Source organism: Qipengyuania mesophila, assembly GCF_019711655.1.
Lineage (GTDB): Bacteria > Pseudomonadota > Alphaproteobacteria > Sphingomonadales > Sphingomonadaceae > Qipengyuania > Qipengyuania mesophila.
Window position 1 is genome coordinate 237,358 of record NZ_JAIGNU010000002.1, and the last position, 19,106, is coordinate 256,463.

The window sequence follows — 19,106 nt, forward strand, 5'->3', positions numbered from 1 at the left end:
TTGCGTTAAGGCGGCAGTTGCGCCAGAGCGCTCCTATCAGCCGAAGCTGTTGTCGCGCGGGAAGCCCTGCGGCGGCATGCGGCCGGCGCCGCCCCGCGCGACCTTCCACTGCCACATCTCGCCTTCGGTCCGCGTGCGCCCTTCCTTGCCGCCCATGGTCCAGCTGAGCCCCTCGGCCAGCGTGAAGGTGGTGGCATCGGACAACCCGCCGTCGCGGTAGCGCTGCAGCGTCACGCCCTGCCCGCGCGCGAGCTGCGGCAGTTCCTCGAGATTGAACACCACCAGCTTGCGGTTGTCGCCGACGCAGGCGACGTGGTCGTGCCCTTCGGCGATCGGGCGCGCGACCACCAGCTTGGAATCTCCCTTGAGATTGACCACCTGGCGCCCCTTGCGGGTTTCGGCGAGCAGCTCGTCGGTGGTCGCGCCGAAGCCCTTGCCGGTATCGGCGGCGAGCAGCAGGCGCTGGCCGGGCCTGTGCACGATCACCGCGATGATCTGCGCGCTGGCATCGATGTCGAGCGTGTTGCGCACCGGCTCGCCGAAGCCGCGCGCGCCGGGCAGCTTGTCGGCGCCGAGCGTGAAGAAACGGCCCTTGTCGGTCGCCAGCAGCAGCTTGTCGGTGGTCTGCGCATGGAGCACGAAGGCGGGTCCGTCGCCTTCCTTGTACTTGAAGTCCTGGTCGAGCGGGAGGTGCCCCTTGGCGCCGCGCACCCAGCCCTTCTGCGAGAGGATCACCGTCACCGGCTCCTTCTCGATCATCGCATCCATGCTGAATTCGACCGCCGGAGCGGCTTCCTCGATGGTCGTGCGGCGCGCTCCGAGCGCGGTATCCTCGCCATACTCCTTGCGCAATTGGTTCAAATCGCGCTTCAGCCGCGTGCGCTGGCGCGCCGGGCTGGCGAGCAGCTTCTCGAGCTCGTCCTGTTCCTTGAGCAGCTCGTCGCGTTCGTTCCGCAGCTGCATTTCCTCGAGCTTGCGCAAGCTGCGCAGGCGCATGTTGAGGATCGCCTCGGCCTGGCGGTCGGTGAGCTCGAACTCCGCCATCATCACCGCCTTGGGATCGTCCTCGTAGCGGATGATCTCGATCACCCGGTCGAGGTTGAGGAAGGCGATGATGTAGCCCTCGACCAGTTCGAGCCGCCGCGCGATCTGGTCGAGCCTATGCTGGCTGCGGCGCTGGAGGATGTCGATCTGGCTGGCGATCCAGTGGGTGAGGACTTCCTTGATCCCCATCACCATCGGCGTGCGTCCGGCATCGAGGACGTTGAGGTTGAGCCCGAAGCGCGTTTCGAGATCGGTCAGCTTGTAGAGGCTTTCCTTGAGCAGTTCGGGATCGACGTTGCGGCTGCGCGGGACGAGCACGATGCGGATCGCCTCGTCGCTCTCGTCGCGCACGTCCTCGAGGATCGGCAGCTTCTTGTCGGCGATTGCCTGCGCGATCTGCTCGATCAGCTTGCCCTTGGCGACCTGGTAGGGGATCTCGCTGATCACCAGCTGCCACTGCCCGCCGCCGAGACGCTCGATGCCCGCGTCGCGATCCTCGGGTTTCTCGGCCTCGGCCGCGTGGAAGCGGCCGCGCACGCGGAACGACCCGCGTCCGGTCTCGTAGGCGGCGGCGATGGTCTCGGCGCTCTCGGCGAGGATCCCGCCGGTGGCGAAATCGGGGCCCTTGAACAGCTCCATCAACCGCGCATGCTCGACATGCGGATTGTCGATCACCTCGAGCGTCGCATCGACGATCTCGGCGACATTGTGGCTCGGGATATTGGTCGCCATGCCCACCGCGATGCCGCTGGCACCGTTGGCGAGCAGATTGGGGAACAGGCCGGGGAAGATTTCCGGCTCCTGCTCCTCGCCATTGTAAGTGGGGACGAAATCGACCGTGCCCTCGTCGAGCCCCTCCATCAGCCGCAGCGCGGTCTTGGTCAGGCGGGCTTCGGTGTAGCGGTAGGCGGCGGCGTTATCGCCGTCGATATTGCCGAAATTCCCCTGCCCCTCGACCAGCGGGTAGCGCAGCGCGAAATCCTGCGCGAGGCGGACCATGGCGTCGTAGACCGAAGCATCGCCATGCGGGTGGTACTTGCCGATCACGTCGCCGACGACGCGGGCCGACTTCTTGAAGGCTGAACTTGGATCGAGCTTGAGCTGTCGCATGGCCCACAGCAGGCGGCGGTGGACCGGCTTCAGCCCGTCGCGCAGATCGGGCAGCGAGCGCGCGGTGATCGTCGACAGCGCATAGACGAGATAGCGCTCGGACAAAGCGCTGTCGAAAGGGGCATCGACGATCGCGTCGAACGGGTCTTTTTCGTTGTCGAGTGTGGTGTCGTTTGCGGCCATACGCCCTGCCCTATCACCGCCACGGCTCGCCTAGAAGAACGGAACGGAGCGCTTTCCCCACGCATTGCAAGAGCAACACCAACTCCAAGGAGGCAAAGCATGACCAAGCGCGTAATGATCCTCGCCACCGACGGCTTCGAACAGTCGGAACTCGAAAAGCCCAAGGCCAATCTCGAGAAGGCCGGAATCGCCACCGAGGTGGTCAGCCTCGAGAAAGGCATGATCCGCGGCTGGAAGGACAAGGACTGGGGCGACGCGATCAAGGTCGACAAAACCGTCGACGATGTGGCGAACTGCGAAGGCTACGACGCCCTGCTGCTACCCGGGGGCCAGATGAACCCCGACATCCTGCGCATGAACGAGCGCGCCATCGCCATCGTCCGCGAATTCGGCATGGCGGGCAAACCGGTCGCCGCGATCTGCCACGCTCCGTGGCTGCTCGCCGAGGCAGGCCTGATCGACGGCAAGACCGTCACCGGCTGGCCCTCGATCCGCACCGATCTGAAGAACGCCGGCGCGAACGTCGTCGACCAGGAGGTCGCGACCGACGGAAATCTTATCACCAGCCGCAATCCCGACGACATCCCCGCCTTCAGCAAGGCGCTGATCGACATGCTCGGCGAAAGCGTCGCGCAGGACCAGCTCGAAGCCGCCTGATCGGCTAGACGGACACTACGAACCGGAGCCCCGTCGCAGCGATGCGGCGGGGCTTTCGCATGCGGGCACGAGAGACCTTGCCCAAATTACGATATGTTGTAACATCTTTATTATGTTTTGATTGTGTTCATATTGTGGCGAAAATAAGGCGCAATTGGGACGGGTGATTTGAGAGGAGTCGGAAATGCGGAAATTTCTCCTGGCTGGTGTCGCCTCGACGCTGGTCCTCGCCGGATGCAGCGGATCCAAGAACGAAGCGACCGAGCGTATGTCCACGGTCGACGGCGAAGCCGAATCGATGGCCAGCTACGACATCGCGGAACCGCCTCCCGCTCCGGCGGCCGTGGTCGAAGAGGCGCGATACGGCGACTCCGGGAGCATGGCCGGGGCAGGCACGATCCCCGTCGGCGTGCCGCAGGTGGCCTATCGCTACGCCTATGGCTTCCGCCTTCCCTCCGACGCGATCCGCCCCCTGCAGGAACGCCATGCCGACATGTGCGAGGCCAAGGGCCCCGACGTCTGCCGGATCATCTCGATGGACCAGGCGGAAAACGAGGGCGACTATGCCCAGGGCAGCCTGACACTCGCTGTCCGCGCCCGCGACGCGCGCACCTTCGGCAAGGAGCTCGCCAATGCGAGCGGCAGGGTGGACGGCGAACTCGTCTCCTCCTCGATCGAGGGCGAGGACCTGTCGAAGAACATCGTCGACACCGAGGCGCGGCTGCGCGCCCGCACCGTCCTGCGCGACCGGCTGATGGAGGTGCTGCGCAATCGCAAGGGCACCGTCTCCGAACTCGTCGCCGCCGAACGCGGCGTGGCGCAGGTCAACGAGGAGATCGACCAGGCGACCAGCTGGCTCACCGAAATGCGCGGCCGCGTCGCCTATTCGAACATGACCGTCACCTATGAAAGCGGCAAGCCCGCCACCGGCAGCTTCGCCGAGCCGATCCGCAGCGCGTGGAATTCGCTGGGCGGCATCTTCGGCACGATGATCAGCCTGCTGATCGTGCTGCTCGCCGTGGTCGTGCCGCTCGGGCTGCTGGTGTGGCTCGGCGCCAAGGCGTCGCGGAAGCTCGGCCTGACGACCGGCATCGGCGCGGGATGGACCCGGCCCGAAGAAGCCGAAAGCGCCTGATCGGAGATTCAACCTGACACAAGGAGCCTCGCCGCAGCGATGCGGCGGGGCTTTTTGAATAGTTGTATCCAGACCGTTCTGTGGCAAAAACATTGCGTAAGCGGAGGGAAATGTGAAGAAATCGATCTGTGTGGCCACACTCGCCCTCGCTCTAATCACAGGATGCAACGACACTTCGGAAGACGAGGCCTCGCCGCGCGCGATGATCGCTCAGGTCGATCCTGATTCAGGGAGAGAGGGTGCTCCGCGGAATTCGTTCGGCTTCATGGAAGCGATGGAACAAGGCGGGGTGGACGTTACAGGCAGGGAAAGCCAGGCGCTCCGCAAGGCTACGCTGCGCAATGCCGTCGACATAATTGAAGAGGACACGCCCACCCTTCCCCAGGCAGAGCGGCCCGAGAAGGGCCAAATCGCCTATTCTTATGGCTTCGGTTTCCGGATCGACGGAGACAAGATCGGCCGGTTGCAGGCGGCCCATGTCGCTATGTGCGAAGCGATGGGGCCAAATTGCCGGATCCTGCGCATGTCAGCGGCGAGCATGGACAGCTGGGACGGCTATGGTGAACTGCAGCTCCAGATCGCAAGCGACAAAGTCAGGACTTTCGGGGACGGTATTGCCGAGCCGGCGGAAGATATTGGCGGGGAACTCGTCTCCTCGGTTCGCGATGGCGAGGATTTGTCCGAACAGATCATCGACACCGAGGCGCGGCTCGCTTCGAGGCTGTTGCTACGCGACAAGCTGACCGCCATTCTCGCCGGCAACCGCGGCTCGGTCGACGAACTGGTCAAGGCCGAGAAAGCGGTCGCCGAAGTCAACGAGGAAATCGACGCCACTCGCACCAAGCTGGAGAAATTCCGCAACCGCATCCGCTTCAGCGACGTGAAGATCGAATACGAGCCATATTTTGGCCAGTCGCAGGTGGGATTCGGGATGCCGGTGATGCAGGCGCTGCGATCGATTGGCTCGACGCTCGGGGGAGCCACCGCAGCGCTGATCTACGCGCTGACCGCGCTTGTTCCGTTTATCCTGTTCGTCCTGTTGCTGCGCTGGGTGCTACACCGGTTCGGAATGCGGCTTCGCTTCTGGAAGGACCGCAGAAACGAGGCCTAGAACCGGCGCATATCGTGGCTTTCCGCGGGGATGCGCACGGTGAGGCCGTCCATCTCCGCAGTGAGGTCGATCTGGCAGGAGAGACGGCTGGTGCGCGCGACGCCGGCGGCGAGGTCGAGCATGTCCTCTTCCTCCTCGCTCGCCTCCTCGAGCCGGTCGAACCATTCCGGGGCGACCACCACGTGGCAGGTCGAGCAGGCCATCTGGCCCTCGCAGGTACCCTCGAGCGGGAGGCCCGCCGCCTGCGCGACGCGCAGGAGGTTGTCGCCGGGTTCGGCCTCGGCTGTGACGGTCTCACCCTTCGAGGTGACGAATTCGATCTTCACAGTCCCTGCGCCTCCGCTGCGGCGTTGATCTTGCCCGCTGCCTGTTCGATGTCCTCGAGCGTGGTGTAGCGGCCGAAGCCGAGCCGGATCGAGCTCTTCGCCTGCTTGTCGCTCAGCCCGATGGCCTTGAGCACATGGCTCGGGCGGCCCGAGCCGCTAGCGCAGGCCGATCCGGCGGAGAACATCACATCGCGCACCTCGCTCATCAGCCGCCCGACGTCGAGCCCCTTGCGGCGGATGTTGAGATTGCCGTGCCAGCGCGCCTCGTCGCTGCCATTCAATGTCCAGTCGCCGAAGAGATCGCGCGCGCGGTGCCAGAGCTTTTCGACATGGTCGCGGTCCTGCTCCATCCGGTCCTTCGCCTCGGCCGCCGCGGCGCCCATCCCCGCGATCAGCGCAGGGCTGAGCGTGCCCGAGCGCAGGCCGAATTCCTGCCCGCCGCCGGTCTGGACCTCGTGCAGGTCGAGCCCGTTCCGCAGCCACAGCGCGCCGATGCCCTTGGGGCCGTGGAACTTGTGCGCCGATATGGCGATCATGTCGGCCCCGGTCAGCTCGATCTTGCCATAGGCCTGCACCGCATCGCACAGGAACAGCGCGTTGTTTTCCTTGGCCTTGCGATGCCACTCGACGGTGGGCTGGATGGTGCCGATCTCGTTGTTGACCTGCATCACGCAGACCAGCCGCGTATCGGCGGGCAGGTCTTGCCTGGTGTTGCACTGGCCGTTCTTCGCGACATTGAGCATGTGGCTCGCCCCCGCATCCTGCGCGGTATCGCCGACCGCCGAATGCTCGATGGCCGAGTAGGAGACTGTACCACCCCGACCCGATCCGCGGATCGCCAGATTGAGCGCTTCGGTCGCGCCGGAGGTGAAGATCACGCGGCCATTGGGCGGGAACAGCGCGGCGACCTGGTCACGCGCCAGTTCGATCGCGGCCTTCGCCTGGCGGCCCATGCGATGCGCGCTATGCGGATTGCCGAAGCCGGTGCCGCCCGGCCCGTCGAGCCAGCGCAGCATGGCATCGCGCGCCTCGGGAGCGAGCGGGGTGGTGGCCTGGTAGTCGAGGTAGATCATGCCTTCGCCAACTCAAGCCATACCTCGCAGAAGCGTTCCACCTCTTCGCGGGTCGTGTTCCAGCCGAGCGAGACGCGGATCGTGTTGGCAGCAACCTCGGGCTCGACCTGCATCGCTTCGAGCACGCGGCTGGTCTTCATCGTCCCGCTCGAGCAGGCGCTACCCTGCGAAACCGCGATCCCCGCCATGTCGAAGCGCATCACCTGCGCTGTGGCGCTCATCTTGGGCATGGCGATGGCGCGGATGAACATGGATGTCATGCCGTTACCATCGACGATTGCCCCCCCTGAGTTCCAGACCGCGTCGGCAAGATCGATGAGAGCGTCGCCAACGCCTTCACTGTCTTCCAAATAGGCCGGAGAACACGCTTCCAAGGCGGCCGCAAAACCAAGTGCCCCCGGCAAATTCTCGGTTCCCTGTCGGTACCCACGCTCGTGGCCACCACTCGGCTCGAGCATGGCAAAATCCTTGACGAGCAACGCCCCGATTCCAATCGGCCCGCCCAACTTGTGCGCTGAAACCACCGCCATGTCGCAATCCGGCATTTCATGCTTGCCCGCATTCTGAGAGCAGTCGCACAGCAGGAGCGAACCGTGCATTTGGGTAATCGGATAATAGTCGAACATCGGCTGGATAACGCCGGTCTCCGAATTGACTGCTTGTATCGCAACCACCGCTTCGCTGCCCTTGGATAGCAAGCCACCAAGGTAGTCAGGGTCGATAAGGGGGATGGCGCCAAATTTCAGGATCTCCGCGCTTGGCGCTGCGCGACCAACGGCATCGTGTTCGATCGGACTGATAATCTGTCGGGAGGGTTTTGCACGCTGCAAGCCGATAGCCAACGCCTCGCTCGCACCCGAGGTGAAGATCACCTCGCCCTGCCAGCCGAGCGTCGCCTTTACCCGCTCGCGCGCGTCCTCGAGCAGGCTGCGCGCCTTGCGGCCCTCGGCATGCGGGCTGCTCGGATTGGCCCACAGCGCGAAGCCCTCCTCCATCGCCTTGCGCGCCTCGGGGCGCAGCGGGCTGGTGGCGGCGTGGTCGAGATAGATGCGGTTCGCGATGGGACATGCTCGAAATGATTGCGATTTGGGCAACAAACCCTATATAGCGCGCAACCTCGCGCAAGCCCTCTCGGGGGCCGAGCCCATGAAAATTTCGACCAGGGTACACCTCCCATGCCGACCGTGATCTTTCCCGGCCCCGAAGGCCGTCTCGAAGGCCGTTTCTCCCCCGCGCCGCGCCCGCGCGCGCCGGTGGCAATGATCCTCCACCCGCACCCGCAGGGCGGCGGCACGATGAACGAGCAGATCACGCAGCGGCTCTACAAGACCTTCGTCAACCGCGGCTTCGCGACGCTGCGCTTCAACTTCCGCGGCGTCGGCCGCAGCCAAGGCAGCTTCGACAACGGCATCGGCGAACTGTCCGATGCCGCCAGTGCGCTCGACTGGGTGCAGCAGGTCCATCCCGAAGCGCAGGTGACCTGGGTCGCGGGCGTGAGCTTCGGCGCGCTGATCGGCATGCAGCTGCTCATGCGCCGCCCCGAGATCCGCGGCTGGATTTCGGTCGGCGCACCGGCGAGCATGTACGATTTCTCCTTCCTCGCCCCCTGCCCGGCGAGCGGCATCTTCATCCACGGCGCGCAGGACACGGTGGTCCAGCCGCAGGCGGTGACCAAGCTGGTCGAGAAGCTGCGCACGCAGAAGCACATCACCGTGCATCACGAGGAAATCCCGCGCGCCAACCACTTCTTCGAGAACGAACAGGCCGAGCTGATGAAGTCGGTCGACAACTATCTCGATTTCCGCCTCGACCCGAGCTGCCCGATCAAGTGATCGGGCGGGCCGCGCGCCCTCCTGACAGTCCGGCAACCCCAAGGTTGCGGAATGCAACGCGAAAACGCTTGCCTCTTGTATGTTACGTTGTAACATTGCTCACATGGAGTCGCACGAACGGCTCCGGCGTTGGAAGAGGAGCACTACCCATGTCCTATATCGACCAGACCCGCAGGCCCTCGCCCGCCAGCATGGCGGCGGTCGTCGGGGTGCATGCGGCGATCGCGGCGGCGCTGATCGCCGGGCTGACGGTGAGCGGGGTAATCGCCACCGAAGACGGACCGCTCGTGTCGACCGAGTACGATCTGCCCAAGCCCCCGCCGCCCGAACGCATCGACCCTATCGAACCGAGCGCGACGCGGCCCGCCAACCCTGTGGTCCACGTACCCAAGCCCAAGTTCGACATCGCCCCGGTCGAACCGACCATCCCCACCACGCCCTTCGTGTTGCCGCCGGTCCCCACCCCGCAGCCGGGCCTCAACCGCGAATTGCCCAAGCCGTTGCCGCAGCCGGGCTTCGATCCGGTCGGTGCCAAGCCGCGCAACGACCCGGCAAGCTGGCTGAGCGACAACGACTACCGGCCCAGCTGGGCGCGGCGCGAACTGACCGGGCTGGCGCGCTTCCGGCTCGAGATCGCCGCCAGTGGCAAGGTCACCCGCTGCACCGTGACCGGCTCGACCGGCCACGACGAACTCGACCAGGCGACCTGCGCGCTGGTCACGCGGCGGGCGCGCTTCGAACCCGCGCGCGGCACCAGCGGCGAACCCGTCGCCGGCAGCTATGCCGGCGCGGTGCAATGGGAGTTGCCGCGCTAGGCGCGGGTCAGCGGGCGCCCTGCTCGAGCTTGTCGAGCGGGGCCTCGCCGCCCGCATCGGGCAGCGTCCAGATCGCGACATTGACCAGCGCGATCGCCGCCAGGAGCACCATCAGCAGGGCGTTCTTCGCATTGCCCGTACGGCGCCAGAGGAAGAAGGCGCCGACGAGCAGGGCCAGCGCAGCGAGAACGGTGATCGAGAGCACGGCATCGAGCATGTGATCGCATTAACCGGTTGCGCTCCTGCGGCAAGTCTCCTCACCGGAACACGGCCATCCTTCACCCGTTCGATTGGGGCAAAGGAGACAATCCCATGAGCATTTTCAGCAAGATCAAGGACGCGATTTTCGGCAAGAAGGCCGAAGCGCGCGAAGCCCCCCGAACTCAGCCTTCCGGCCATGGCACGACCGACGCGCCTGTCATAGAGGCCCAGCCAAGGCCGGTCATCGACGTTGAAAACCACCTCGATTCGATGCCCGGCGCGGACAGCCTCAACTGGCGGACCTCGATCGTCGACCTGATGAAGCTGCTCGGCATCGATTCCGATTACGAAGCACGCAAGGCGCTTGCGATCGAGATGGGCCGCGAGGACTACGCGGGCACCGCGGAAGACAACATATGGCTCCACCGGCGCGTGATGAACGGCCTCGCGGCCAATGGCGGCAAGGTCCCCGCAGAATTCCTCGATTGATTTGACAGGCATGCGCGCGGCCCGCACACCGCGCGCATGACCCAGACCAGCTTCGACATCACCCGTCGCCAGGCCCTTGCCGGGCTCGGCGCCACCTCCGCCCTCGCGCTCACCGGTTGCGCGGCGACCGCGCGCCCCGAGGCCATCGTCCGTGCGCAGGCGATCGGGGCCGAGCGGCTGCTCGAAGTGGTCGGTTACAACCTGCTCGAGCACGAGCCCGGACGGGCCACCGAGCTGGGTGTCGATACTGGCGCGCACTACCATTTGCGCGGCAAGCTCGAGGACCAGTCGCCCGAGGGCCAGCAGGCCTATGCCGCCACGCTGCGACAGGACCTCGCCCGCGTCCGCGCCTTCCCGCGCGAGGGGCTCGACGATGCGACGCTGACCAGCCTCGAGGTGGTCGAGAGCGCCTATGCGCTCGCGCTCGACGGTTTCGCCCTTCCCTATGGCGACACGCCGGTCGGCAACTGGCGGACCGCCCCCTATGTCGTGATCCAGAACGTCGGCGAGTATCTTGCGCTGCCGCGTTTCATGCAGTCGAACCACAAGGTCGAGAACGGCGACGATGCCGACGCCTATATCGAGCGCATGGAGCAAATGCCCGCGACCTTCGCAGGCGAACTCGAGCGCATTCGCGCCGCGCGCGGCATGGGAGTCGTCCCACCCGGCTTCCTGCTCGACAAGGCCATGCGCCAGATGGAACAGACCATCGCCAGCGCGGGGAAGGGCGAACTCTTCGCCGACGACCTGCGCACCAAGCTCAAGGCCAAGGGCATGCCCGAAAGCCATGCCAACCGCGCGCTCACTCTCGAAAGCGGGCCAATCGCCGAAGCGCTGAATAGCCAGCTTGAAGAACTACGCGCGGAGCGCGCGGTGGCGAGCGACGATCCGGGAATTTCGGCGCGGCCGCATGGCGAGCAGTTCTACGACTGGGCGCTGCGGTCGAGCACCACCACGCAGCTCTCGCCCGACGAGGTCCACCGGCAGGGGCTCGAGGAACTCGAGGCGCTGCACGCACGGATGGATCCGATCCTGCGCGATATCGGCTACACCACCGGCTCGGTAGGCGAACGCATGCAAGCGCTCGCAGCGGACCCGCGCTACCAGTTTCCCGAAGGCGATGTAGGCCGGGCCGAGATCATGGATTTCATCCACGAGCGGATCGACTGGATCAGGGCGCAGATGCCGCGCGCCTTCCACACGCTGGTCGACCCCAATCTAGAAGTGGTCCGCATCCCGCCGGCCGAGGAAGTCGGTGCCCCGGGCGCCTATGGCGGCGCGGGCAGCAAGGACGGGACGATCCCCGGCCGCTTCTGGATCAACCTCCGCACGACCGACCTGCATCGGAAGTACGACCTTGCCGACCTGACCTTCCACGAGACCATCCCCGGCCATGTATGGGAGGGCGAATTCTCCAACCGCCTTCCGCTGATCCGCTCGATCCTTGCCTTCAACCCCTTCAGCGAAGGCTGGGCGCTGTACGGCGAACAGCTTGGCGACGAACTCGGCGCCTATGACGATTTCGCGGTCGGACGCCTCGGCTATCTCCAGAGCCTCGCCTTCCGCGCCTGCCGCATGGTCGTCGACACGGGCCTCCACGCCAAGGGCTGGAGCCGCGCGCAGGCGGTCGATTTCTTCGTCACCCGCAACGGCAACAAGCCGACCGAGGTCGACAGCGAGGTCGATCGCTATTGCAGCTGGCCGGGCCAGGCGACCGGCTACAAGCTCGGCCACAGCCGCATCGTCGGCCAGCGCGAGCGTGCGCAGCGAGAACTGGGCCCGGCCTATGATTTCAAGGGCTTCAACGACGCGGTCGTGCTCGGCGGCAATGTCCCGATGGACGTGCTGGAAAAGACCATCACGCGCCATATCGAGCATGCGAAGATGACGCATTCGTCATAGATTTTTCGCGTTCCCCGGCTAGTCTCTACGTCGATACACAGACGGGGGTCGCACCATGCTGAGGATTTTCGCTGCGGTTGCAGCACTTTCGCTCGCTGTACCGGCGCAGGCGGAATGGCACCGCGCCGACAGCCAACACTTCGTCATCTATGCCGACGATAGCGCAAAGGATGTCGCGCGCTTCTCCGAAATGCTCGAACGCTATCACGCAGCCATGGCCTTCGTGACCCAGCGCGAGGTCGAAACGCCCAGCCCTTCGAACCGGTTGACGATCTATGCGGTCGGAAGCGCGCGCAAGATGCTGAAGCTCGCCGGGTCGCGAAACGTCGCCGGGTTCTACTTCGCGCGCGCCGGCGGTTCGGTGGCCTTCGTGCCCGATGTCAGGGCCTCCAGCGGCCAACTCGACTTCTCGATGATCACGCTGCTGCACGAATATGCCCATCACTTCCTGATCGGCAGTTCGCGCTTCGCCATGCCCCGCTGGATGGATGAAGGCGGGGCCGAATTCTTCGCCCCCGCGCGCTTTCCCAGCGATGGCGAGGTGCAGATCGGTCGCCCGGCGCTCCACCGCACCTACGAGTTGAAAAACGCTCCCGACGTCTCCATCGCCCAATTGTTCGAGCGCGGCGGATTTCGGCTCGGCGACGGCATTCCAGAAGACAATTTCTACGGGCGCAGCTGGGCGCTCTACCACTATCTGACCTTCGAGCCGGCACGCAAAGGCCAGCTGCTCGACTACGCGCGCCGGATCGCGGCTGGCGAAGCATCGGGCGTGGCTGCCAAAGGCGCTTTTGGCGATCTCGTCGCCCTCGACCACGAGCTCGACCGATATGTCAAGCAACGCAGGCTCAAGGGCTTCGTCCTGCCACCCGAGCTCATACCGATCCGCCCGATCACGGTAGTGCAGGTAAGTCCGGGCATGGACGAGATGCTTCCCGTGATCATCCGCTCGAAGCGCGGGGTGGACCGGGAAACGGCGCTCGAGATCCTAGAAGACGCGCGCGAGGTCGCGGCGCGTTATCCCGGCGACGCCGGCGTCCTCGCAGCGCTAGCAGAAGCCGAATACGACGCAGGCAACGACGATGCCGCCATCGCGGCCGCCGACGCCGCGCTGGCGATCGACGCCACGGTCAAGAATGCGCTGGTACAAAAGGGATTCGCCCTGTTCCGCAAGGCCGAGGAGGCGGACGACGAAGAGGCCGCCTTCGCCGCCGCGATGCAGCCTTTCTCGGCGCTCAACCAGCTCGAGCAGGACCATCCGCTGCCACTGATCTACTACTACCGCAGCTTCGTCGAACGCGGCGCCGCACCCAACGAAACCGCGCGCCACGCGCTTGAACGCGCAGCACAGCTGTCGCCCTTCGATCGCAGGCTGGCAATGAATGCGGGGTTGATGCAGGCGCGCGAGGGCAAGGTCGCGATTGCCCGCAGCACGCTGGGTCCGGTCGCGGCGAACCCGCATGGCGGACGCATGGCACGCGAGGCGCAGCGCTACATCGATGAACTGGCCGAAGTCGCCGAAGGGACCGAATGGCGTCCAGGCAGCATGGTCGACCTGACCGACGTGCTCGCGGCGATCACCCGCAAGTATGACGAGTACGACGAAGACGAGGGCGAATGACCGCGCTTGGGCGCCCGATCGTCATGGCCTGAAATTTTCGGCCCCCGGTCCGCGATCGCTCGCGGCCGGGGGCCTCCTCTCCAACTCGAGGGCTCCCTTGGGGAGCCGATCTCGTCAGGCGGCGACGGCCGTGTTCGGCGCCGCATCGCGCACGCCCTGGTCGACATGCGCTGCAAAGGGTTCGAAATTGTCGACGAAGAGCTGCACCAGCTTGCTCGCGGTGCGGTCGTATTCGTCCTTGTCTGCCCAGGTCGAACGCGGGTCGAGAATGCCGCTGTCGACGCCATCGACGCTGACGGGCACTTCGAAGCCGAAGTTCGGGTCCTTGCGGAATTCCGCATCGTTGAGCGATCCGTCGAGCGCGGCGTTGAGCAGCGCGCGGGTCGCCTTGATCGGCATGCGGTTGCCGGTCCCGTACTTGCCCCCGGTCCAGCCGGTGTTGACCAGCCAGCAGGCCACTTCGCCCTTGGCGATGCGCTCTTTCAGGAGGTTGCCGTAGACGCTCGGGTGGCGCGGCATGAAGGGCGCGCCGAAGCAGGTGCTGAAGGTGGCCTCGGGCTCGGTCACGCCGATTTCGGTACCCGCGACCTTGGCGGTGTAGCCCGAAAGGAAGTGGTACATCGCGTGGTCGGGCGTGAGCCGCGCGATCGGTGGCAGAACGCCGAAGGCATCGGCGGTCAGCATGATCACGTTCGACGGCGGCGGGCCCATGTTCTCGGCGCTCGTGTTGGGAATCGAAGACAGCGGATAGGCGCCGCGCGTGTTCTCGGCGAGGCTGTTGTCGTCGAGATCGATCTCGCCCGCGTCGTTCATCACGACGTTTTCGAGCACGGTGCCTTCCATCTTGGTGGTGGCGTAGATCTCCGGCTCGGCCTCGGGGTTGAGGCGGATCATCTTGGCGTAGCAGCCGCCTTCGAAATTGAAGACCGCCGTGTCCGACCAGCCGTGCTCGTCGTCACCGATCAGCGTGCGGCTGGCATCGGCCGACAGCGTCGTCTTGCCGGTGCCCGAGAGGCCGAAGAAGACCGCGCTCTTGCCGTCGGGGCCGATATTGGCCGAGCAGTGCATCGGCATGACGCCCTTGGTCGGCAGCAGGTAGTTGAGGATGCCGAAGACGCTCTTCTTCATTTCGCCGGCGTATTTGGTGCCGCCGATCAGGATCAGCTTTTCCGACAGATTGACCGCGATCACGGTCTCGCTGCGCGTGCCGTGGCGTTCGGGGTCGGCCTGGAAGGTCGGAAGGTCGATGATCGTGTATTCGGGCGTGAAGCCCTCGAGCTCGGCCTCGGTCGGGCGGACCAGAAGCGTACGGATGAACTGGTTGTGCCAGGCGAGTTCGTTGATGACGCGCACGTTCACGCGATATTCGGGCTGCGAACCCCCGAACAGGTCGGCGACGTAGAGGTCGCTCTTGTCGGCCACCGCCTTGAGGAAATCTTCCTTGAGCGCGGCGAAATGCGCGCTCGTCATCGAGGCGTTGTTGTCCCACCACACGGTGTTCTCGGTCTCGGCGTCGCGGACGATGAACTTGTCCTTCGCGCTGCGTCCCGTGTGCTTGCCGGTCTCGACCACCAGCGGACCGTCCTTGGCGCGGCGACCTTCGCCATTGGCGAGCGCAGCGGCGGTCAGCTCTTCCGAGGTGAGGTTGGGGTGGATCGTGGCGGCAGTCTCGATGCCCTGGGCGGCAAGCGAGTGGGAAAGCGGAAAGGTCACTGAATTCTCCAGCGCATGGTGCGGGTTCGTCCGGGAATCGCCTGCGCATACGAATGCGCGGCTCTCGCTATCGCCAATAGTCCCGCCGCGCCGCTCCGTCAAACGGCTGCGCGACAACTTGTCTTGAGGAGGGACATGGCCTGCGTTGTTTTGCCTGATTATTGCGGCTAACCAGCATGACGATGGACAGCACAAGCCCAGAGCCCGCACAGGGGCCCGCAAAGGGAATCGAGGAAAACCGCACGGTCATCGCGCTGGTCGACGACGATCGCAACATCCTCACCACGGTCTCGATCGCGCTGCAGGCCGAGGGCTTCGCCACGCGCGTCTATTCGGACGGCGAAGCGGCGCTGAGCGCGCTGCTCTCCAACCCTCCCGACCTCGCCATCTTCGACATCAAGATGCCCAAGATGGACGGGATGGAACTGCTCCGCCGCCTGCGCGAGAAATCGCCGCTGCCGGTCATCTTCCTGACCAGCAAGGACGACGAGACCGACGAGGAAGCCGGTTTCGAGATGGGCGCCGACGACTATATCGCCAAGCCCTTCAGCCTGCGGCTGCTGCTCGCCCGCATCCGCGCGATCCTGCGGCGCAGCGGGGACGATCACCACCCCTTGCTGCTGTCCGAGCAGTTCGACGACACGCCGGGCGAAGTGCTCGAGCGCGGACGGCTCTACATGGATCCGGCGCGGCACCATGCCACCTGGGACGGGCAGGCGGTCTCGCTCACCGTGACCGAGTTCCTCCTGCTCGAGGCGCTCGCCGCGCGGCCCGGAGTGATCAAGAGCCGCAACCAGCTGATGGATGCCGCCTACCCCGACGACGTCTTCGTCGACGACCGCACGGTCGACAGCCACATCAAGCGCATGCGGCGCAAGTTCCGCAGCGTCGATTCCACCTTCTCGGCCATCGAGACGCTGTACGGCGCCGGCTACAGCTTCAACGAAGGCTGAGGCGGGGCAGCCGCGCCATGTCCGAAATCGGCAGCGTCCTCAAAGGCGATCCGCGGCTCGACAAGCTGCGCTGGTCGCGGCGGCTCTCGCTCACCAGCCGTATCCTGTTCGTCAACGTCCTGCCGCTGGTCCTGCTCGGCGGCGGGGTGATCTATGTCGACGCCTATCGCAAGCAGCTGCTCGACGAGCGCTTCAAGCTGGCGTTGGTCGAGGCGCAGATCACCGCCGAGGCGCTTGCCGGGGCGACGCCGCAGCGGCAGGAGGCGCTGCTGATCCAGATCGGCAAGGAACAGCGCCTGCGGCTGCGAGTCTACGGACCCGACGGCAAGCTCGAATCCGACAGTTTCCAGCTTGCCCCGCCGAGCTTCACCCTGCCCGACGCGAGCGAGATCGACCGCGATGCCTTCGCGCTGCGGCTCGATCGCTGGTTCGACCGCATCGTCGGCGCGCCCGCCCTGCCCGACTATGTCGAGCCCGAAAGCGACGATGTCGAGGACTGGCCCGAGCTGACAAGGGCGCGCGAGGACAGCCTCACCCAGATCGTGCTGCGCGACGCGCCCGACGGCACGCATGTGATCAACGCCGCGGCCCCGGTCGGGCTCGACGGCGACACGCTGCTGCTCACACGCAACCCGATCGACATCACCGAACGCGTGCGCGAGGCGCGCTCGACCGTCGCGCTGATCGTGCTGCTGGCGCTGGCGATCTCGACCTTCCTGTCGCTGTTCCTCGCGCAGACCATCGTGCGCCCCCTGCGCGAGCTGGTCCAGGCAGCGGTGCGCGTGCGGCAGGGGCGCGACCGCCAGGTCGAAGTGCCGCGCCTGCCCCAGAGGCGCGACGAGATCGGCATGCTCGCGCGCTCGATCTCGGACATGACCGCGGCGCTGCGCCAGAGGATCGACGCGGTCGAGCATTTCGCCGCCGACGTCGCGCACGAGATCAAGAACCCGCTGGCATCTTTGCGCAGCGCGACCGAATCGCTCGCCAAGGTCGAGGACCCGGACCTGCGCGCGCAATTGCTCGACATCGCCACGCACGACGTCCGGCGGATCGACCGGCTGGTGACCGAGATTTCCGACGCCAGCCGGATCGATGCCGAAATGTCGCGCACCGACTTCGAGCCGGTCGATCTCGCGCACCTGCTCTGTACCATCGCCGAAAGCCGCGCGGCGCGCGACGAGAACGAGGGCCGCCGACTCGAGATTTCGGGCGCCGACCATCCGGCCTGGGTCATGGGCGTGCCCGTGCGGCTCGAGCGCGTGATCCAGAACCTGCTCGACAACGCGGTCTCCTTCTCGCCCGCCGACGGGCGGATCTGGGCCGATATCGTGCGGCGCGACGACTGGATCACGCTGTCGATCTGCGACGAAGGCCCCGGAATCCCCGAGGAAAAGCGCGAGAAGGTGTTCCAGCGGTTCCATTCGGACCGCCCGGCGGACGAGGATTTCGGCAACCACTCGGGCCTCGGCCTCGCCATCGCGCGGACCATCGCCGAGGCCCATGAGGGAACGCTCATCGCGACCTCGCGCGCCAATGACGAGGACGGCGCCTGCCTCGAGCTCGGCCTCCCGGCCAAGCGATGAGCGACCGCGTCCTCGCCAATGTCACCGGCGTGGCGCTGGGCGGTCGGGTGCTGCTGATCGAGGGGCCGCCGGGTGCGGGAAAATCCTCGCTCGCCCTGGCGCTGATCGATCGCGGCGCGGTGCTCGTGGGCGACGATGCGGTGGCCGTAACTGTGCGCGACGGGCGTCTGGTCGCCACGCCTCCACCCAACACTGCGGGGCTGATCGAGATCCGCAATGTCGGAATCGTGGAAATGCCGGTTGCGAAGGGCCCGGTGGCGCTGGTCCTCTCGCTCGATCCCGCCGCGCCGCGCTTCCCGATGGAGGTCGCCACGCGCGAGATCGAGGGTTGCGCAGTGCCCGTGCTGCCCTTCGCCCCGGGCGATGCCATCCAGGCCTTGCGGGCCGAGCAGGCGCTGGCGGTACACGGTCTCCCCCTCCCCAAGCCCGGCGAAAAGGCATAGGCAGCCCGCCGATGGCCGACGATTCGCCCCCCTCGCAACGCATCCTGCTGGTCACCGGCCTGTCAGGTGCGGGAAAATCGACCGCATTGCAGGTGATCGAGGATCTCGGCTGGGAGACGATAGACAATTTCCCCATCCGCCTGCTCGGCGGGCTCGTCGCGAGCGGCGATGCCAATACGCGGCTGGCGATCGGCTTCGATTCGCGCACCCGCGGCTTCGTTCCGGCGGAGATCATCGAACTGTGCCGCCAGTTCTCCGCGCGCGACGACATCGAGCTGACCACGCTGTTCATCGACTGCACCAGCGCCGAGCTCGAGCGGCGCTACAACGAGACGCGCCGTCCTCATCCCATGGCGCGGGGGCGGCCCGCGCTCGAGGGGATCAAGGCCGAACGCGAGCTCCTCGAACCGCTGCGGCGTTGGGCCGACAGCGTCATCGACACTTCCGATTACGCGTCCAACCAGCTGCAGCAGGTGGTGCGCGAGCGCTTCGCCGAGGAGACCGCGCGGCCGATGACGGTCACGGTCTCCAGCTTCGGCTTCGCACGCGGCATGCCGCCGCTGGCCGACCTCCTGTTCGACATGCGCTTTCTCGACAATCCGCACTGGATCGAGGGCCTGCGCGAGAAGACCGGGCTCGACGAGGCGGTGGCCGACCATATCGCCGCCGACCCCGCCTTTGCGCCCGCCTTCGAGCGGATCGTCGCGCTGCTGCAGGAGGTCATGCCGCGTTATGCCGCGCAGGGACGCAGCTATCTCAACATCGCCTTCGGCTGTACCGGAGGGAGACACCGCTCAGTATACAGTGCGGAACGCGCCGCCGAGGTCTTGCGCGAGGCCGGATTTTCGCCCACGGTCATCCACCGAAACCTCGGATCGCGTCCCGCCGACCCGCTCGAGCGCCGCTAGACCCGGG

Annotated in this window: 18 protein-coding genes; 12 read left to right on the plus strand and 6 right to left on the minus strand. The window is 65.9% G+C overall.

Annotated elements, in window-relative coordinates:
* Positions 1-36: 36 nt before the first annotated feature.
* Positions 37-2,337, minus strand: a complete 2,301-nt coding sequence (gene parC, locus K3181_RS10865; RefSeq protein WP_221603128.1) for a DNA topoisomerase IV subunit A — start codon at positions 2,335-2,337, stop codon at positions 37-39.
* A gap of 99 nt (positions 2,338-2,436) precedes the next feature.
* Between parC and K3181_RS10870 the strand changes: the two genes are divergently transcribed.
* The 3 genes from K3181_RS10870 (at position 2,437) to K3181_RS10880 (ending at position 5,240) form a co-directional block, all read left to right on the plus strand.
* Positions 2,437-2,994, plus strand: a complete 558-nt coding sequence (locus K3181_RS10870) for a type 1 glutamine amidotransferase domain-containing protein (protein ID WP_221603129.1) — start codon at positions 2,437-2,439, stop codon at positions 2,992-2,994.
* Positions 2,995-3,178: 184 nt separating this feature from the next.
* Entirely contained in the window at positions 3,179-4,129 is a 951-nt protein-coding gene (locus tag K3181_RS10875; RefSeq protein ID WP_221603130.1) for a DUF4349 domain-containing protein, read from the plus strand.
* A 202-nt stretch (positions 4,130-4,331) separates the two neighbouring features.
* The gene (locus K3181_RS10880) at positions 4,332-5,240 is read left to right on the plus strand and encodes a DUF4349 domain-containing protein (RefSeq protein ID WP_221603131.1); all 909 of its coding nucleotides are present in this window, start codon (positions 4,332-4,334) and stop codon (positions 5,238-5,240) included.
* Here K3181_RS10880 and K3181_RS10885 read toward each other — a convergent pair.
* The 3 genes from K3181_RS10885 to K3181_RS10895 are packed head-to-tail and all read right to left on the minus strand — an operon-like array spanning position 5,237 to position 7,688.
* Positions 5,237-5,566, minus strand: a complete 330-nt coding sequence (locus K3181_RS10885; protein ID WP_221603132.1) for a 2Fe-2S iron-sulfur cluster-binding protein — start codon at positions 5,564-5,566, stop codon at positions 5,237-5,239. The two genes, K3181_RS10880 and K3181_RS10885, sit on opposite strands and share 4 nt — an antisense overlap.
* Positions 5,563-6,639, minus strand: a complete 1,077-nt coding sequence (locus tag K3181_RS10890) for a cysteine desulfurase family protein (protein ID WP_221603133.1) — start codon at positions 6,637-6,639, stop codon at positions 5,563-5,565. The genes K3181_RS10885 and K3181_RS10890 overlap by 4 nt, the downstream gene beginning before the upstream one ends.
* The gene (locus K3181_RS10895) at positions 6,636-7,688 is read right to left on the minus strand and encodes a cysteine desulfurase family protein (protein WP_345725504.1); all 1,053 of its coding nucleotides are present in this window, start codon (positions 7,686-7,688) and stop codon (positions 6,636-6,638) included. Before K3181_RS10895 ends, K3181_RS10890 begins: the two co-directional genes overlap by 4 nt.
* A 126-nt stretch (positions 7,689-7,814) precedes the next feature.
* Here K3181_RS10895 and K3181_RS10900 point away from each other — a divergent pair, with 126 nt between their 5' ends.
* Both K3181_RS10900 and K3181_RS10905 read left to right on the plus strand, forming a co-directional pair.
* A complete protein-coding gene (locus tag K3181_RS10900; RefSeq protein WP_221603134.1) occupies positions 7,815-8,471 on the plus strand; it encodes an alpha/beta hydrolase in 657 nt (218 codons plus the stop codon).
* Positions 8,472-8,620: 149 nt separating this feature from the next.
* Entirely contained in the window at positions 8,621-9,286 is a 666-nt protein-coding gene (locus tag K3181_RS10905; RefSeq protein WP_221603135.1) for an energy transducer TonB, read from the plus strand.
* A 7-nt stretch (positions 9,287-9,293) separates the two neighbouring features.
* On the opposite strand, the gene K3181_RS10910 is transcribed toward K3181_RS10905, so the two are convergent.
* A complete protein-coding gene (locus K3181_RS10910) occupies positions 9,294-9,503 on the minus strand; it encodes a hypothetical protein (RefSeq protein WP_221603136.1) in 210 nt (69 codons plus the stop codon).
* Between the two features lie 95 nt (positions 9,504-9,598).
* Between K3181_RS10910 and K3181_RS10915 the strand changes: the two genes are divergently transcribed.
* Genes K3181_RS10915 through K3181_RS10925 form a run of 3 tightly spaced genes read left to right on the plus strand, consistent with a single transcriptional unit; the run spans position 9,599 to position 13,499 of the window.
* A complete protein-coding gene (locus K3181_RS10915) occupies positions 9,599-9,976 on the plus strand; it encodes a DUF3597 domain-containing protein (protein ID WP_221603137.1) in 378 nt (125 codons plus the stop codon).
* Between the two features lie 36 nt (positions 9,977-10,012).
* Positions 10,013-11,878 (plus strand): DUF885 domain-containing protein, encoded by a 1,866-nt coding sequence (locus K3181_RS10920; RefSeq protein ID WP_221603138.1) that lies wholly within the window; start codon positions 10,013-10,015, stop codon positions 11,876-11,878.
* Between the two features lie 55 nt (positions 11,879-11,933).
* Positions 11,934-13,499, plus strand: coding sequence for a DUF1570 domain-containing protein (locus tag K3181_RS10925; RefSeq protein ID WP_221603139.1), 1,566 nt, complete (start codon positions 11,934-11,936; stop codon positions 13,497-13,499).
* A gap of 114 nt (positions 13,500-13,613) precedes the next feature.
* Here K3181_RS10925 and K3181_RS10930 read toward each other — a convergent pair whose 3' ends face one another.
* Entirely contained in the window at positions 13,614-15,212 is a 1,599-nt protein-coding gene (locus K3181_RS10930) for a phosphoenolpyruvate carboxykinase (protein WP_221603140.1), read from the minus strand.
* Positions 15,213-15,394: 182 nt separating this feature from the next.
* Here K3181_RS10930 and K3181_RS10935 point away from each other — a divergent pair, with 182 nt between their 5' ends.
* Genes K3181_RS10935 through rapZ form a run of 4 tightly spaced genes read left to right on the plus strand, consistent with a single transcriptional unit; the run spans position 15,395 to position 19,099 of the window.
* Positions 15,395-16,165, plus strand: coding sequence for a response regulator transcription factor (locus K3181_RS10935; protein WP_221603141.1), 771 nt, complete (start codon positions 15,395-15,397; stop codon positions 16,163-16,165).
* 17 nt (positions 16,166-16,182) lie between these two features.
* Positions 16,183-17,748, plus strand: a complete 1,566-nt coding sequence (locus tag K3181_RS10940; protein ID WP_221603142.1) for an ATP-binding protein — start codon at positions 16,183-16,185, stop codon at positions 17,746-17,748.
* Positions 17,745-18,191, plus strand: a complete 447-nt coding sequence (locus K3181_RS10945; protein ID WP_221603143.1) for an HPr kinase/phosphorylase — start codon at positions 17,745-17,747, stop codon at positions 18,189-18,191. The genes K3181_RS10940 and K3181_RS10945 overlap by 4 nt, the downstream gene beginning before the upstream one ends.
* 11 nt (positions 18,192-18,202) lie before the next feature.
* Complete coding sequence (rapZ, locus tag K3181_RS10950) at positions 18,203-19,099, plus strand: RNase adapter RapZ (RefSeq protein WP_221603144.1); 897 nt, start codon at positions 18,203-18,205, stop codon at positions 19,097-19,099.
* Positions 19,100-19,106: the final 7 nt, after the last annotated feature.

Excerpts from the sequence above, each read along its gene's own strand:
- K3181_RS10920 (WP_221603138.1), top strand. The coding sequence starts at position 10,013 with ATGACCCAGACCAGCTTCGACATCACCCGTCGCCAGGCCCTTGCCGGG.
- K3181_RS10905 (WP_221603135.1), top strand. The coding sequence starts at position 8,621 with ATGTCCTATATCGACCAGACCCGCAGGCCCTCGCCCGCCAGCATGGCG.
- K3181_RS10875 (WP_221603130.1), top strand. The coding sequence starts at position 3,179 with ATGCGGAAATTTCTCCTGGCTGGTGTCGCCTCGACGCTGGTCCTCGCC.
- K3181_RS10880 (WP_221603131.1), top strand. The coding sequence starts at position 4,332 with ATGATCGCTCAGGTCGATCCTGATTCAGGGAGAGAGGGTGCTCCGCGG.
- rapZ (WP_221603144.1), top strand. The coding sequence starts at position 18,203 with ATGGCCGACGATTCGCCCCCCTCGCAACGCATCCTGCTGGTCACCGGC.
- K3181_RS10935 (WP_221603141.1), top strand. The coding sequence starts at position 15,395 with ATGGACAGCACAAGCCCAGAGCCCGCACAGGGGCCCGCAAAGGGAATC.
- K3181_RS10915 (WP_221603137.1), top strand. The coding sequence starts at position 9,599 with ATGAGCATTTTCAGCAAGATCAAGGACGCGATTTTCGGCAAGAAGGCC.
- K3181_RS10925 (WP_221603139.1), top strand. The coding sequence starts at position 11,934 with ATGCTGAGGATTTTCGCTGCGGTTGCAGCACTTTCGCTCGCTGTACCG.
- K3181_RS10910 (WP_221603136.1), bottom strand. The coding sequence starts at position 9,503 with ATGCTCGATGCCGTGCTCTCGATCACCGTTCTCGCTGCGCTGGCCCTG.
- parC (WP_221603128.1), bottom strand. The coding sequence starts at position 2,337 with ATGGCCGCAAACGACACCACACTCGACAACGAAAAAGACCCGTTCGAC.
- K3181_RS10940 (WP_221603142.1), top strand. The coding sequence starts at position 16,183 with ATGTCCGAAATCGGCAGCGTCCTCAAAGGCGATCCGCGGCTCGACAAG.
- K3181_RS10945 (WP_221603143.1), top strand. The coding sequence starts at position 17,745 with ATGAGCGACCGCGTCCTCGCCAATGTCACCGGCGTGGCGCTGGGCGGT.
- K3181_RS10870 (WP_221603129.1), top strand. The coding sequence starts at position 2,437 with ATGACCAAGCGCGTAATGATCCTCGCCACCGACGGCTTCGAACAGTCG.
- K3181_RS10890 (WP_221603133.1), bottom strand. The coding sequence starts at position 6,639 with ATGATCTACCTCGACTACCAGGCCACCACCCCGCTCGCTCCCGAGGCG.
- K3181_RS10900 (WP_221603134.1), top strand. The coding sequence starts at position 7,815 with ATGCCGACCGTGATCTTTCCCGGCCCCGAAGGCCGTCTCGAAGGCCGT.